Below are 16,009 nucleotides of genomic sequence, written 5' to 3'. Positions count from 1 at the left end.
ATTTTTCGGGTTAACTGCCGGAACCGTGATCGTCTCTCGTTAAGCCTAGCGGGCTTGAATATGAATAGCCCCGGATGTCAATCCGGGATAATGGATTTGCAAAACAACCTCCTTTACTCTCCCTTCAGAATTTGCACTGGACCAAGTAACCCGCTCTCCAGCAACTCCCACTCGGGGCGAATCAGGATATTGGTTTGAGTGAATCGCTGGCTTTGCGGTTTGCCACGGTCCCCTACCAGTCGGTTACGCCAGGAGTTTGTGACATCGATTTCCAGCATGTTATTTTTGGCTCGCAGATACCCCTTCACCGAAATTCGATACGGAGGGCACCAGAGTACGCCGAGATCCTTGCCATTCAATCGTACGTGAGCCACCCCTACGTCCTGCACATCACCCAAATCCAGGTAAGGGTTAGCGGGCGTTGGGCTATCAAACGTAATCTGATACGTCGCCTTTCCTGAGTAATACGTAATGCCCTCTTCGGGCCGTTTCGTCCAGCTCGTCAGGGTTTTGAATGCTGCTTTTTCCGGACCACCCCACTTCTGATTAAAGCTTACGTTCCAAGTTCCTTCAATTGTTTTTACGGGCTGGTAACTAATGAAATTTGAAACAGCATTACCCTGTTTGGTTTCAGGAATGGGCGTACGGAATAACACAATCCAGGAGCCATTCGGCGTAAACTCCAGCGGAATGATGGTCCTCCCTTTCTCCTGACGAAAATTTGTTATCGGACGAATTTCGCCCGTTACGGCATTCCAGAGTTCAGGCTGTTTGCCAGTCATACGAAATTCTACTTCGGATTTCTGAGCTTCTTTCTGTTGACTTGAAACGAAATACCAATCCGCCTTACCCCATTGGTAATGAATGTAATCCAGCTTTTTATCAGCAGAAAAATCGGGCTGAATGCCATCCTCCTGCAAGACTTCCCGAGCCGTTTTTCCCCAGATTGTCCGACCTTTCCCGAAGGTATGCTGACCCGAAGAAGTCGATGCCGCCCCCCATAACTCGTCCGCCAGTTTTTTCACTTCGGTTTCGCTGGCGGGGTAATTTTCCAGACTCACGGTATGGGTCGTTTTGCGCCCCAGAACGGTCGCTCCATTTTTCACTAACTCGTGAATCTTACGAAGGGCTTTCAATGATAGTACTCCATGATCGGGAATTACCAGTAAGCGGTAATGCTGACCGTGCTCAAAGGTAACTTGGCCGTCTTTCACGGATAATGCCAATAACCGATCTTCATTGGTCAGATCGTAATCATAACCAGGTAATACTTTCGCCGGATCGTCTTCTTTCAGGCGACCAATATTAGGCACATGGTCGCCATAGTAATACAACACATCGCCCACAAAACGGCTATTTTGAGCCATATACTGAATCCGACTCAGGTACTTTACAAAAGCCCCGGATTCATTCCACCACGTTACGTTCGGATTAAAGTGCGTTCCAGCAAAATATTCCTGACCCGGCAATCCCATTTCGCGGGGCGAGCAGGTAAAAGTATGCAGGAAAATCAGGTTCAGTCCCGAGCAGAACTCATGGTCAGCACTGGGTTTCATCGAGGCCCAGATCACATCATTCCAATGCGGACCGATGGTTGTGAACGACTCCGCTCCAACGAACGGTACATTATAAATGTGAGCGGCACTGGCGGCCTGTTTCACAAAAAAGCGACGTTCAGGCGTGGGTCGGTGCGGCGATGGAGCCCAGAATTCACTCATCATCAGCGAGCTATGTCCGTAGTTCTTCAACCCATCAAACGGACCCGCGTGTGGTCCGGCTGATTCGGGCTGAATGCCCATTCCAAAGGCCCTCGCCCGTTTGGCAAATAACCCGTAATGATGTTCGGAGATACAGTCACTGACCGTTTTACGAAAATCCGCCAGGAATCGGGTCGTTACCTCTCGATTCTCTATAATTTTTCCCGCCAGAATCGGCAAGTAAGGCGTGATCTCATACCCCCGAAACTTTTTGAATTCTGCGGCGAAATCTTCCGTCCAGTTAATACCACCCAATTCCCAGCTATCGGTCTGTAGATACTTAACCGTCTTGCCTGCCGCCGGGCCAATTTCTTTCAGTAAGGGTTCTACGTGCGTATCCCAGTAACGATTGAAATGTTTTTCACTCATGTGATCCAGCACGCGGCCCTTCCACTGGCCGCTCGACGTAGAAACCTCGGCTTCTGAAGGCGTGTACCCCAACCGAATTATGGTCCACTCACCCGCTGGAGCATCCCATTCCAGCACGCCGTTTTTTACCTTATCCGTCAGGGTAATGACATTTTTCAACGTAGCGTCCTCTTCACCGAGCACCGCAGGTTCGTCGGTTAATAAGGGCCGGGTATCCGGAATATTCGACCAACCCACCTCTTCGGAAGCATTTTTAAACTTAAAATCTTTAATGGGTTTGCGGTTATGATTCGCTTTAGCGGGGTAAGCCATTACCGAAATTTCGCGGTAATAGCCATCCTTGATTTTCGGCATGGGTAACTCCTGACGAATCTTGCCGGGCCCTTTTACTTTCGTTTCGGACCAGGTTAGGTGTTTGGTAGCTTCTTCGGGGGTAATATCGGGGCCACCCAGATTCCAGCCACTTTGAATACTCAAACTTAGGGTTAGTCCCAGCCGACTAGCCTCTTTTACGGCATGACGGTATAAATCTCGCCAGGCGGGTGTTCCGAACATCGGGCCTTCAGGTACATCGGCATTATCCCGCTGATTTTGCCCACCGGCATCAAACAAACAGGCTCCACTGAAGCCCTTGGCTTTCATTTCTTCCAGATCACGGGTGATGGCTTCTTTGGTTACGTTGCCATTCAGCCACCACCACCAGCAACGAATGCCGTATGATTGAGAAGGATTTTTAAACTGTTCGTCAGAAGGCCCGGAATCGGGTTTGAAACTTAATGCGGTGAGGAGAAGAAAAAGAGAGAGGTACAGACGGTTAATCATTTCGAAGTAAAGGAATAGCTACAGAAGAGACGAAAGATAACAGGTGCGGCCCGTATCCGCTAACGCCTTTTCTCTAAAACTGTCCTGCTTCATCCTTGTCTAAACCCATTCATTGAACCAGACCTTTCAGTTGAAAAAAGGTCTGGCAATCCTTTCACCGATTCAACAACATTGAGATTCAGACTTTACTAACCTCTTGAATAAAGATTGTATTGGTGATGTCTATTCCTCCTCTTAAGGCTTACCCGCTCAATGCTTATTAAATAGTATGAAAAAAGGGTAACAGTTTTTGACTGCTACCCTATCCAATTAATTCCTATTCGTTACGTCGTCACAGGTGTTTTCTTTGCCATGACTCGTGTGGCTTTACTCTGAGGTTTCTTTTTGTTACGTCTGCCCCACCAGAGAAGCGTTCCGGTAATGGGTAAGCTGGCACAGATCAAACTGGCAAAAAAGGCCAGAATCTTACCGGGTAACCCCCAGATGGCTCCTACGTGAATATCGTAATTCATCCGGCGGAGTAACTGAGCGACATTGGCATCGGCGTACTTACCGCTGTACGGACCAGTAGCCGCGATTTCTTTGCCTGAATGCTGATCAAAATAGTGATAATCCACTTTATAGTAAGTTCCAGCCCGGTAATTTACGTAAGAGAAAATCGAGCTTACCTTATCTTCTGGAAAGGAAATATTAAGTCCCTGATGATTGGGATGCTTCAGGCTATAATCCCGCCAAATCTGGTCGACGCGACCCATTAATGGCGTAGTGGCCAGTGCCGTGGTATCAGAAGGAGGAATGAGATACGCGTCGGACCCTTTCCCACCCGTGGCGGTGTACAGTCCCTGCGAAAACCACTGAAAACCCCAGACTAATCCCGTAATGGCAAAGACCATCCCCAGAGCCATAACGTAGAAACCCAGCACATTATGCAGATCGTAGTTTTTACGTCGCCAGGCAGCATTCCATTTAATGGTGAAGCGTTGTTTGGCTGCACTTTTGTTTTTAGGCCACCATAATATCAATCCGGTAATGGTTAATACCAGAAAGATCAGGGTTGCGGAAGCTACAATGGGCTGGCCGATTTTCTCGGGCAACCATAGGTAATAATGGCCGTGTAAAATGAAGTGGAAGAAATCGTCGTCTTCATTCCATACGTGCAGAACTTTACCCGTATACGGATTGATGTAAACGACGTAATAATATTCAGGATCGAAGTTATAAAAACCGACTTCAGCACTGCGATTGGGCAATCCATACAATACGCCATCGGCGGCTTTTCCAGGTAGAGCTTTCTCGGCGATGGTTCGTAAAGCAAAAGGAGCTAAGGGAACGGCCTGAGCAGGCTTCTCAACGAATCGATAGGGTTGTGTTACATTCTTAATTTCCTGTTCAAAGGCTAGTATGCAACCCGTAATAGCCACTACAAAAACCACTAAACCGGAGGCTAACCCCAGATAAAGGTGTATCCAGCCTATCCATTTTTTAAAGCTCATTGCGTTCGGTCTGATTTTACAAATCAGGACAAATTTATCAATTCTGATCTATTTATAATTGGTCTAAGAAAGATTTATAATAATAAGGACTGGATAACTGGATACGAGAGGGTCGATTTGTCAGCCATTCAGCCGAAGCAACAAGTAATCGAAAGAGATTCCCGCATTCGCTTGGCTCTAGCCGAGTGACTAACTAGCTCTAGGCCTCTAGCTGGTAGAATGCAAACTCATAATTAGTTACAAAACAGCTTTCCCAAGCAAAAACAAGCTTGCAGCCATCGGCCAGAGGCCTACCAGACTACATCATAGCTCGGCTAGAGCCGAGCGACTGCGGGGAAGTAATCTAATGAGACATACTAGTAGAGAGTACACCATAACCATACATTAACCACCGATCCAGGTTTATCAATTGGTAGTTAATACTTATTTTTCGGTACGATTACTTCTTAGGGTATCACGTAATTTTCGGTTCAAACGCACCTAAGATGACCGAAGATTTCATTCATTACCTCTGGCAATTTCAGAAATTTGATCGTACTGATTTACAGACCTGTGCGGGTGAAAAGCTGCAAATTCTATCAGTGGGGCAAGCTCATACCCACGCTGGACCCGATTTTCAGAATGCTCAATTGATTATCAATAGCATCAAATGGGCTGGTACCGTGGAAATTCACAGGCGATCTTCCGACTGGATCAGACATACCCACCAAACCGACGAAGCGTACGAAAACGTCATTCTTCATGTCGTCTGGATTCATGATCAGGCTATTTTCAGGAAGGATGGATCGGAAATTCCAACGCTTGCTCTTCAAAATCGTACGGATGAAACCTGGCTACAGCGTTATCGCTCGCTCATGGATGGAAAGGAAACCCTGGCTTGTGGAGCTCAGTTTGCTTCCTCCAACGAGCTCTCCCGACGAATGATGCTGGATCGCACGCTGATTGAGCGGTTATCCGTTAAATCACAGAAGGTGCAACAAATTTTGGAATCAACTCAAAATGATTGGGAAGAAACGAGTTGGCAAATGCTGGGAAGGTCGATGGGAGCTTCGCTCAACGCAGATCCGATGGAATGGTTAACTCGATTGGTGCCCCTGAAAATTCTCCGCAAACACCGCAATCAGCCCTTTCAAATGGAAGCTTTGGTGTTTGGAGCCTCTGGATTGATTCCTGAAAATCCCACCGATACCTACGTGATTCAATTGCAAAAAGAAGCCCATTTTTTGATGAAGAAATATCAGATTGAACCGCTTCCTAAATCAGTGTGGAAATTTTTAAGATTACGCCCCGCCAGTTTTCCTACCGTTCGTATGGCTCAGCTCGTTCAGTTAGCCATTGAGCCCCTACCTCTATTTTCATTTATTCTTAGCTGCAATGAAACCCTTAGCATCGAAAAGCAATGGCAAGTCCGCCCTTCGGCCTACTGGCAGTCGCATTATACCTTCGAAAAACCTACGAAACAGGGCATTACTCAGCTCGGGAAAGACACTATTCAGCGGATGGTTATTAACGCCGTTGTTCCCTTACTAACCGCGTTCAGCCACTACAAAGACGACCCTACCTTTCTGGATCGAGCCATTGAATTACTGGAAAAACTACCTTCAGAAACGAATACGTGGATAGATACCTGGAAAAAATACGGTTTGAAATGCCAGAATGCTGCCGATTCACAGGCCGCTCTGGAATGGGTGCAATCGTACTGTAACCAACGCAAATGTTTGAATTGCAGCGTGGGAATAGGTGTCTTAAAAGGATAATCCATTTTCTAACCCTGTAGAGACGAGATTGATCGCGTTTGGGTAGAGGCGGTTTTATTACGTTTCACTGACTAAAGGGCAGTTTTGTTACCTTCTAACTCATTCCCCGGCCAGATGCGATGAAGTCGCGGCACTGCATAAAAAAACGGCTCTAACTGGAAAATCCAAGTAGAGCCGTTTTTTAACATCCAATCACTAAAACTTATACTGTTTCGAGAATGCGACCTTTGCCGCCATTTTCTACAACTACCTGATTAGCAAATTCTTCTGCTTTACGGGATTTATAATTCCACCAGCGTTTACCGAAGTTTTTCTTCATTAAATCATCGAACGTCCGCATGGCCGTGATGTTGAAGATCCCTTCTGCACGCGTTGAAATGGATGGATCGAAGGCACGAACGGCCAGAGCATATCCCCCTTCCAGGTAATTCATGTAATGCCACACGCCGGAAGGAATGTATAACATATCCCCATGTTCCATGATGCAATCGTATCCTTCCAGATAACGCATGGCCGGGTGTTTCTCGTAATCAGGGTTTTCGGGATCCACGTAACTCAAGATACCGTAGGGCATCCGATAGAGGTGTTTCGAATATTTCTGATCAAACAGGATTACCCGTTTTTTACCGTGAAACTGCGTCAGGAATACATTCGACAAGTCCATATCGTAGTGCAAATACACGATTGAACCGGCACCACCGAAGAACATCATCGGATACTTCTTGAGGAAGCCTTTCATGAGATGTTCAGGGAAGGTAAAGTCATTACACAGATCAGGGATGTGATCAAAGATATTGAACAGGAACATTCGCAAATCTACTGGTCCTGAAGCAATTAAGTCCAGATATTCTCCAAACTTCATCACCTTGTCAGGCTGATTCAGCTTCGAACTCGGCGTAGGTTTGGAGTTATCGTACAAAGGTACTTCGATATTTCCCGCCAGGGTCTTGAAGTAATCCAGACGCCACTTTTCAAAAGCAGGCCACTTTTCGGTGATACCCCGCAGAATAACCGGGCGATGGGTTTTTAAATATTTTTCGCGAAACTCTTCACCAGAGATGTCCGTAACAATGTCGACAGGCTGCAGCTTCATATTGGTATTACTAAATTGAATTTATCGGATAGAAATGGCAAAAGTAACGCATTTTCATTGCATAATTCCAATACGTTTTTTGAAAAGATTGTTCCCTTTTCAAAGTAATTATTTTTAAAAGACGCTGTTCTTTAGAAAACGTCAACTCTAACTTTTCAATTCTGCCCGTTGATTCAATTCAATCTATACTTAATTCCGCATCATGTTAACCCCCGTAATGAGAAACACGGTTCCTACTAAAAAAGGCACTAGCGATTCCCATTGGGAGATTTTCCAGCCCAGCGTGGTCTTCCCATCATTAAGAAAAGCAACACAGGCGAAAAGAATAATCATGGTTCCTAAAATCGTAAAAAAAGCCCCAAAAAACCGAGTCATGGGATTGGGCGTGGAAGGCTGCATGGATGTGATGAGTTAATGGTTTACTTACGAATTCTTTTGGACAACGTATTGATTTATCGACGGTTATCATCGCCCTGTAACATTCCCAGATAACTGTGATAACGGCTCAGGGCAATCGTTTCAGCCTCTACAGCATCCCGCACCGCACAGACGGGTTCATTCACATGAAGGCAGTTATGATACTTACATTCATTGAGTAACTCCCGCATTTCCGGAAAGTAATGACTGATTTCAGACGGAGCCATATCAATTAACCCCAGTTCTTTAATCCCCGGTGTATCAATCAGATACGTACCCGATTCGAGTTCAAACATTTCGGCGAAAGTCGTGGTGTGCACGCCTTTATTAGCGAAAGTAGATACTTCGCTGGTGCGTAAATCCAGATCGGGAGCGATGGTATTCACCAGCGTTGATTTACCCACCCCCGAATGGCCGGAAATCAATGATACTTTGTCTTTCAACAAAGCTTTTAACTCCTCGATTCCTTCACCCGTCAAGGCCGAGGTACGCAAGGTACCATACCCCAGATTAGCGTACATGTCCATGATGGGCTGATGCTGATCGCGGCCTTCTTCATCGAAAATATCCTGCTTATTAAAGACGATTAATACCGGAATTCGGAACGATTCTGCTGAGACCAGAAACCGATCAATAAAACCAAGCGACGTGCGTGGGAAATCAAGGGTAACAATCAAGACGGCCTGATCGACATTGGCAGCCAACAAGTGAGCCTGACTAGTTTTATGAACCGATGCCCGGGCGATGTAATTATCCCGATCTTCTATCTCGTTAATGATGGCCGTATTTTCATTCTCATTTTCAATGTCCATCCTAACCCGATCTCCCACCGCCAACGGATTGGAGGTTTTCAGACCTTTGAGCTTAAATTTCCCTTTCAATCGAGCCTGCCAAACATGGCCTTCTTCATCCCGTACATCGTACCAGGAGCCCGTTGATCGTATGACTATTCCTTTTTCTGACATCTATTTCATGACTATAAAGTAAGTTTGATCTGGTTTGAGGAGGTTTGATGGAAAACGTTTGAGACTCCTATCGAACCGTTCAAACCTCATCAAACAATTACCTAACTCCTACTTCAAACCCTATTCAAACTTTCTCGAACTAACTTCAAACTTCTTCAAACCTACTATTAAACTACTTTCAAACAATCCATTCATACTTCAAACCCCATTCAAACCTCCTCGAACCAATTTCAAACCCAGTTAAACTTTTAAACTACGCATAATCTGCTCCGTAGCTCCGATTTTGCTGTATACATACGCTCGGCTGGTTTTGGCTTCGTGCTGGTATAGATCAGGCTGTTGTAATATGTTTGTAAATATCCTCGTAAATTCCGTACCATCCGCTACCGCATGAGCCGAACCTAAAGCTAGTAAATCGTGAGCTTCCTGAAACTTTCGGTATTTCTTGTCACCAAAGAACAGCGGCATGCCCCAAACGGCGGCTTCTACGATGTTGTGTAACCCATTTTTATAAGCCCCACCCACAAAGGCAAAATGCCCATACCGGTATAAGCTCGCCAGCATCCCAATGTTATCAATCCACAACAAATCGGCCTGCTGAACGGCTTCGGTAGTTGCCTGAGAATACCGAACGGATTTTACGGACACTTCATTACTCCATTGCTCTATTTGTTGAATATCAATCTCGTGCGGAGCTATAATACACTTTAGTTTATGTTTCCCAACGTATTCATTTATGCAATAAGCTATCGTTTTCCAGTCTTCCGGCCAGACCGACCCACCGACTAATACCTTTGCCTCTCCACAAAATTGCTCAACAACAGGAAAGCTTTTAGCCTCCCGGGCAATCTCCACCACGCGATCAAAACGGGTATCTCCCGATAAACTAACATTGGTAATAGAAATGCTTTTGAGTAATTTCAGCGACTCTTCATTCTGTACGAAAAGATGCGAAAAGCATTTCAGAATCGTTCGGTAAAAACCGCCGTACGACTTGAAGAAAATTTGATCGGGACGGAAAATGGCGGAAAATAGAAGGACTGGAACATTCCGTTTTTTGAGTTCATGCAAGTGATGATACCAGAACTCATACTTCACCCAAAAGGCCATTTTGGGTTGAATAATGTCTACAAATTGTCGGGCATTTTTGGCGGTATCCAGTGGCAGGTAACAAACTAAATCTGCCTGGTTATAATTTTTCCGAAGTTCATAACCCGAGGGTGAAAAAAACGTCAGAACAATTTTCCAATCCGGGTTTTCTTTCCGAAACGTCTCGAGTACGGGCCGGGCCTGTTCAAACTCTCCCACTGACGCACAGTGAAACCACGCGGTTTGAGGTGACGGCTGGTAATGCTCCAGTTGACGCCAAAGCTGTTTTCGTCCCTCAATCCACAGCCGGGCTTTGGGATGAAAAAAAGCGGCCAGGCGAAACCCCAACTGCATAAAAAAGACAGAAATAGTATAAAAGAAAGAATACAAGGTCTGGAATAAACTTTTTACGCACCAAAAATAGAACTTTGTCGGCGTATTCGAACGTTCGAGGTTGAATACAAACTTATTCAAAGACATCTTTTTATATTCTTAATTTCCTATGAACTGGCAAGCCATTACTGAACTGGAACAATTAGAAACGATTGCACAAGCGTCTTTTGATCATCCGGTTCTCATTTATAAACACAGCACAACCTGCTCCATCAGTGCCACAGCCAAGTCCCGACTGGAACGTCAATGGGATGACAGTCAAGGCATTGAAAGTTATTACCTAGACTTATTACGCTACCGTCCTATTTCGCAGGCTATTGCTGAAAAATTTGAAGTACAACACGAATCGCCACAGGTATTACTGATTCGCGATGGCAAATGTGTTTATAATGAATCGCACTTTGCCATTCAGTTTGGCGAGATTCTGGCGAATGCTTAGAATTGATATTTTTGATACAAGAAGAACCTGCATGGCATTTATTCCCATGCAGGTTCTTCTTGTATCAACCCAAAAGGCTGTTCAATTCTCTCATCGTCGACCTTTATCTTTTGCTCAAGATAACAAACATCCAAGCTGTCAGCTCGAACACAGAAAGAGAACTTAGGCCGGATGGGGCGACTTTTACGTTTGCTAAAGGTCCCTCAGGTTCAAGTAAATTCGAGACGGTAATTAGGTTCTTCCCTTCACTCTGGATGACAAGGTCAGGGGTATAACGGCAGGTGAGAACCTGCCTTTGCTTTAGGAACGAGATGGAATCTCGCACCAGAGGAGTATTTTATTTAAAGACAGCTTCTCTTAGGAAACATTTTTTCGATAGATCAGGTTATATTCTTCCCTCCTTACAAATGGTCTATGAAAAAATTGCAATTACAGGTAAATCTGACCTCCTATTCTTCTGAAAATGAGCTCCCCGAAGCGGAGCAAAAATTGGTTCAGCAAGCAAAAGAAGCGACTTATAAATCTTACGCTCCTTATTCAAACTTTCATGTAGGAGCCGCTCTATTACTGGAAGATGGTAACATTATCACCGCTAATAACCAGGAAAATGCGGCTTTCCCATCGGGTTCCTGTGCAGAGCGTTCGGCTATTTTCTGGGCTGGAGCGAATTATCCAGATATAAAAATCAAGTCGATTGCGGTATTGGCTCGCCCCGGCGAAGGCTCTGTTTTTCAGCCCGTGTCCCCTTGTGGTAATTGTCGGCAGTCAATGCTGGAATACGAACATCGGCAGAAAGAACCCATCCGATTGCTCATGCTCCAGCCCGGCGGTGGTATTATTGCTACAGAATCCATTGCCGATTTATTACCCGTGAAATTTGACGCGGATGATCTCTTTGGGAAGTAGCATTCACCCAAAAGCTACTCAGCGTTTTTGCACAGAGGTTACTAAGTTTCGCTATTCTTTGCTTCATTGCTATTCCAGACTTGCCATCTGGAGTCGATTTGTCGCAGATTGATGGTCTGTATGCGGGGATTATCCATCCCAAAAGTAACCCCATCGGGGTTGCATAGGAAGAGCTCCAGGCTGGATGGTCCTGGGCTAGATAGCCCCTCCGCCTTGGTTGGTGTCCTCACCAGCCAGGGCGGGGGAATTAATAAGTGCATCAACCTACCCGCCCGTCCCCCGGATTTTCATCCGGGTCCATCCAGACCGGGGCTATCCATGTTGAACCCCTCCGGGGTTATGCCTCACATTTCCAAACCTCTTCCCTACCTTTACGCCTTGATTGGTGTCCTCACCAACCTCTATGCTTTTAGTAAGGGCTGGTGAAGACACCAGTCAGGGTGGCAGAAATGTCCAGACTGGTTACCCCGGATTATCATCCGGGGCTACTCATATTAAACCCCTCCGGGGTTATCACTTCCATTTCCAAACCTCTTCCCTACCTTTATGGGTTTTCTATTTTCAACTGAAAACTGAAAACTGAAAACTGAAAACTGAAAACTGAAAACTGAAAACTCAAAACTCAAAACTCAAAACTATTTATAAATAACCACTGGCCCCAATAAGCCCGAAGGTTCTAGTTCCCATTTGGAAGCGTCGAATGGCTTATACTGAATGCTTACAAAATTGATATCGTAGAACTTCCGCCAGGGAAATTTATCCGTATCCAATTTTCGAATTCGGTTAGCCGAGCTATTGGTTACGTCTACTTCCAGCGTATTCTGGGCTTTCAGTAACTGGGCAGGAATCTGAATTCGGTAAGGCAAGCTCCAGAGTTTGCCGAGTAACTGACCATTCAGACGAACCGTGGCCGTTTCCCGGACGGAGCCTAAATCCAATACTCTATTTTCTCCCGGTTCCCAGTTAGCAGGTAATTTGAATTGAATAGAATAGCGGCCCGTTCCACTAAAGCTCTCACTTTCAGAATGGTCCAGCTCCGTCCAGGAAACCAGTCGGGACGTAGCCAATGGCGGCGGCATTTGCGGCTGACCTTCCAGAAAATCAATTTTCCAGATGCCCTTAATGCTTAACGTATCTTTCGCCAGCGGATATTCTGGCCAAGCTTTTCCTTTTCGCATGGAAGCAAAAGTTTGCAGAAATACTGACTCTCCGGGTTCCAGAGCCAGTTCAATTTCCGATGTACTATCCGCCTGAGCCCTTACCGGAACATACCCCTGACGATTTCTCAAGGGATCCGTTACCTCTACGGAACGAGCCGCACTGGCTAACCGCAACGTTCCCCGATGAAATTCATTCCCTAAATTAGTAACGAAGTATAAGGTCCCTTCTGCATTTTTTTTCCGAATGTAGGAAAGCCCCAGCTCAGCCATATTTTCCTGACGAATCTTCCATGCTTTCAGCTTTTGCAGGTAATCCGCCGCTACGAGTGGTTGTAACGGTTTGGAAAGCTCGGTCCATTGCTGTTTCCGCGTTTGCCCGTTGTGGTAACCGCTGGCCTGAGCAGGTAATGCCTTCACAAAAACAATTTTCGCTCCCTGTTTACTTAGTTCCTGAAGCTTCGCCAGCGTTTCAATCGGCATGTATTTCGTTTCTGGAATAACCAGAGCGGGATACACCGTTCCGGCCTCGGAAACAAGTTTTCCATTTTTCACCGAAAAGCGATGTAACAGACTATCCGACACAAAATCGGACTGATACCCGTGCATCCGAAGTTCGGAAGCTGTAGCACCAAAAGGCGTATCATTCAGCCAGCGACGGGCATTTGCATGAACATCCAATAAAAAGGGAGCCTCGCCCGCTGCTACGCCATGCCAAACGTCCTGAATCGGGAAGTATAGCAATACACTGGCATCAGGTTTGGCGGCCTGTAATCGCTCCTGCCCTGCGGTAATGTATCGGTTCAGTTCCGGTAAATCTTTCCAGAAATGGCTTTGCTGGTTATAATTAGTCGAAGCATAAAATAGCCAGCCGGGCCATTTTTCTTCGGGTGGGGAATAGGGTATGCCGTGATAGAAGATGTGATTAACTCCGCCCGTAAATAACTCATCCACAATGGGTTTAATCTGCGAAAGTGATACCCGAAAATGTTCAGCCAACCAGGTTGAGGTTTCGGAAGATACCAGCGTTTTTCCCGTCAGGTGAGCCGCTGATGAAGCAAACTGCATGGTTAAGGTTCCGGGAACGCCAAAGCGGGTAGAATCATAGTCGGGGTCTAAACGGTAATTAGGAATTTTATACTGTTTGCTACCGAAGTATTCCGTTTCAGGTATGTCCGCCAGAGCGTATAAATCAATGATATTTCCGGGAGAACCGTGGGCCTGATCGCGGGTAATTTTTCCATTTCGCGTCGACCATTTCGTCCATAAACTAGTAAAACGATCCCTTAGCAGTTCGGATAAAGTCGTATGGTAATCGGCCCACTGCTGGCGTTCTTCCTCTGTTAAATTCTCTTTTCGTTTTAAAATCGCCGGATTAAAGTCATAGCCTCTGCGACGTTTGAATTCAGGTAAGAAATCATTGGTCCAGGTAGCCCCGTATACTTCGTACGAGTCGTTATAATAGGAACGTACTTTGTTGTTTTTGAGAAGGTTCTGCTCAAAATGAGTCAGGTAATTGCGAATGGCCGTTTCGTCGAAAGGGTTAACGACGAGTCCTTCGCCACCGGGAGCCGCCCGTTTTACCTGTTGTTTTGTGGGTAAGTTTAGTAAGCTATCCCCTTGAAAGTCAAACTTCCGGGCCCCATCGCTTTCCCTTACCCAGGGGCCTCCATAAGGCCAGCCCGTCCCCAAGCTTAAGTCAATGCCCAACCCTAATTTTTCGGCTTCCTTCAAGGTAATGTCCAGAGCCTTATTCCATGATGGACTCAGAAAGGGCAGGAATTGCTGCTCGTACCCCTTCACTCCGTAGATGGGAATGATGTGTAAACCTCCCAGCCCCGCGTCAGCGTAGTCTTTCAGGTTTTTACGGATTCCCTCTTCGGTGACCGCACTCCCCATCCACCACCAGTACGCCCAGGGTTTTGCCGTATTGATCTTGGTTTGTGCCAGGGAAGAAAGCGGCAGCAGCAGCAAGCAGGCGTAACGAATAAACTTCATTATATTCAAATTAATCCTCTAAAAAACACAAAATAGAGCAATTGCCCTTGGGTTTTCTGGTTTTCTTTTGGATAAAGACGATTTGAACGTTAGTGCCTCGTACGATTGCTTACAAAAAAAGCCCCTGTTCTTTCCAGAAAGGGGCTTTTCAACGATGAAATCTAACTTCAACAGCTTATCCTTCAGCTCCGGCACCGTCCTGCACGTCGAAGCACAGGGAAGCAGCACCCAGAAGTCCGGCATCATTTCCGAGCGTAGCCCGTTTGATTTCCATGGTTTCCAGGTTATAAGGAGTCAGCCAGTATTTGAGTTGTTTCCAAACAGCAGGCATAATGAAATCGAAAGAGGCCGATAAACCACCACCGATCAGGATCAGGTTAATATCTAGGATCCGTACCAATGAAGCCAGACCATCTCCTAAAATTTCGCCTACGCGTTCGAAGATTTTCAGAGCCAGTTCATCATCAGCCGCAGCCGCAGCTACCAGACCTGTCGTTGAGATCGTGCCATCACCGGGTAATTGCGTCGCTCCGGCGTAGTCTTTCCGCATGCCATTGGCCAGGTTGAGTAACTCGTTTTTACCGATGTTACGCTCCAGCACTTTCCCATTTACGGAAGGAATATGACCGGGTTCCATAGCGTTTCCGTTCCCGCCCGTGAATACACGACGGTTCAGAATAGCCGCTCCACCTACTCCCGTTCCGAGGGTAATGAAGATATAGTTCTCGTCGATTTTCTCTTCGCCAAAGTAAAATTCGCCTAACGCAGCCGCATTAGCATCATTTTCCAGATAGAAAGATACTCCGGCAAAACGACCGCTCAGGTACTCAACCAACTTAACGTTATTTAATTCAGGGATAGCTGTAATCTCGAGGGGTACAGTACGCTTATTATTAATCATTCCCGGCAGGCCAATACCTACTTTCGTCAGAGAAGGATTATCAAGTAATTGCAGCGAAATGGCATCCCCCAGCCTTTCTTCAAAGTGGCCAGATTGCCGCCAACTCAGTGTATCGTGGCTGTAAAAGTTGGAAATTTTACCCGTGTTTGCGTCTACGATGCCCATTTTGACGTTCGTTCCGCCCACGTCTATGCCTAAGTACTGGTTATCAGCCATGAAAATTGGAAACAGGTTTTGGTAAACAATTGCAGAAAACTGGGGCGAAAATAAGGTTTCTCTTTCTTAATTTATTCTTTTTATCCCCATTACATTCATTAAAAAATAAAATTTTTTAAAAACAAATCTTTTCGAAAGAGAATTACTGTGTTTTCCGTTTGCTATTGTCTGTTTTCAATGCATATCTATCCTGTAAATACGAATTATTGGCCCTCAACGAGTTTCGTCAAGTATAGC

11 protein-coding genes are annotated in these 16,009 nt (G+C 45.8%); 3 read left to right on the top strand and 8 right to left on the bottom strand.

Annotation, left to right across the window (positions count from 1 at the left end):
• Nucleotides 1-113 precede the first annotated feature (113 nt).
• The gene (locus QE357_RS07825) at nt 114-2,948 is read right to left on the bottom strand and encodes a glycosyl hydrolase (RefSeq protein ID WP_309706597.1); all 2,835 of its coding nucleotides are present in this window, start codon (nt 2,946-2,948) and stop codon (nt 114-116) included.
• Between the two features lie 323 nt (nt 2,949-3,271).
• Complete coding sequence (locus tag QE357_RS07820; RefSeq protein ID WP_106635602.1) at nt 3,272-4,441, bottom strand: PepSY domain-containing protein; 1,170 nt, start codon at nt 4,439-4,441, stop codon at nt 3,272-3,274.
• A gap of 485 nt (nt 4,442-4,926) precedes the next feature.
• Here QE357_RS07820 and QE357_RS07815 point away from each other — a divergent pair, with 485 nt between their 5' ends.
• The gene (locus QE357_RS07815; protein WP_106635601.1) at nt 4,927-6,198 is read left to right on the top strand and encodes a DUF2851 family protein; all 1,272 of its coding nucleotides are present in this window, start codon (nt 4,927-4,929) and stop codon (nt 6,196-6,198) included.
• 202 nt (nt 6,199-6,400) lie between these two features.
• Here the strand turns inward: QE357_RS07815 and QE357_RS07810 are convergent, their stop codons facing one another.
• From QE357_RS07810 to QE357_RS07795, 4 genes are all read right to left on the bottom strand, one after another.
• Nucleotides 6,401-7,291, bottom strand: a complete 891-nt coding sequence (locus QE357_RS07810) for a cupin-like domain-containing protein (protein WP_106635600.1) — start codon at nt 7,289-7,291, stop codon at nt 6,401-6,403.
• A 189-nt stretch (nt 7,292-7,480) separates the two neighbouring features.
• Entirely contained in the window at nt 7,481-7,690 is a 210-nt protein-coding gene (locus tag QE357_RS07805) for a hypothetical protein (RefSeq protein ID WP_198555145.1), read from the bottom strand.
• A gap of 53 nt (nt 7,691-7,743) precedes the next feature.
• Nucleotides 7,744-8,673, bottom strand: a complete 930-nt coding sequence (gene rsgA / locus QE357_RS07800; protein WP_309706596.1) for a ribosome small subunit-dependent GTPase A — start codon at nt 8,671-8,673, stop codon at nt 7,744-7,746.
• A 240-nt stretch (nt 8,674-8,913) separates the two neighbouring features.
• Nucleotides 8,914-10,116: a glycosyltransferase N-terminal domain-containing protein gene (locus QE357_RS07795; RefSeq protein WP_309706595.1), complete on the bottom strand. Its 1,203-nt coding sequence runs from the start codon at nt 10,114-10,116 to the stop codon at nt 8,914-8,916.
• A 148-nt stretch (nt 10,117-10,264) separates the two neighbouring features.
• On the opposite strand from QE357_RS07795, the gene ytxJ reads away from it, so the two are divergent.
• Entirely contained in the window at nt 10,265-10,594 is a 330-nt protein-coding gene (ytxJ, locus tag QE357_RS07790; protein WP_106635598.1) for a bacillithiol system redox-active protein YtxJ, read from the top strand.
• 414 nt (nt 10,595-11,008) lie between these two features.
• Complete coding sequence (locus QE357_RS07785) at nt 11,009-11,500, top strand: cytidine deaminase (protein ID WP_106635596.1); 492 nt, start codon at nt 11,009-11,011, stop codon at nt 11,498-11,500.
• A gap of 635 nt (nt 11,501-12,135) precedes the next feature.
• Here QE357_RS07785 and QE357_RS07780 read toward each other — a convergent pair.
• Together QE357_RS07780 and QE357_RS07775 are read right to left on the bottom strand one after the other, a co-directional pair.
• Entirely contained in the window at nt 12,136-14,655 is a 2,520-nt protein-coding gene (locus QE357_RS07780) for a glycosyl hydrolase (RefSeq protein ID WP_309706594.1), read from the bottom strand.
• Nucleotides 14,656-14,830: 175 nt separating this feature from the next.
• A complete protein-coding gene (locus QE357_RS07775) occupies nt 14,831-15,772 on the bottom strand; it encodes an ROK family protein (RefSeq protein WP_307142629.1) in 942 nt (313 codons plus the stop codon).
• Between the last annotated feature and the right edge of the window lie 237 nt (nt 15,773-16,009).

It is taken from the genome of Siphonobacter sp. SORGH_AS_0500, from assembly GCF_031453245.1.
Lineage (GTDB): Bacteria > Bacteroidota > Bacteroidia > Cytophagales > Spirosomataceae > Siphonobacter.
The sequence above is the reverse complement of the archived record's forward strand: the minus strand, read 5'-3'. Positions and strand labels throughout refer to the sequence as shown.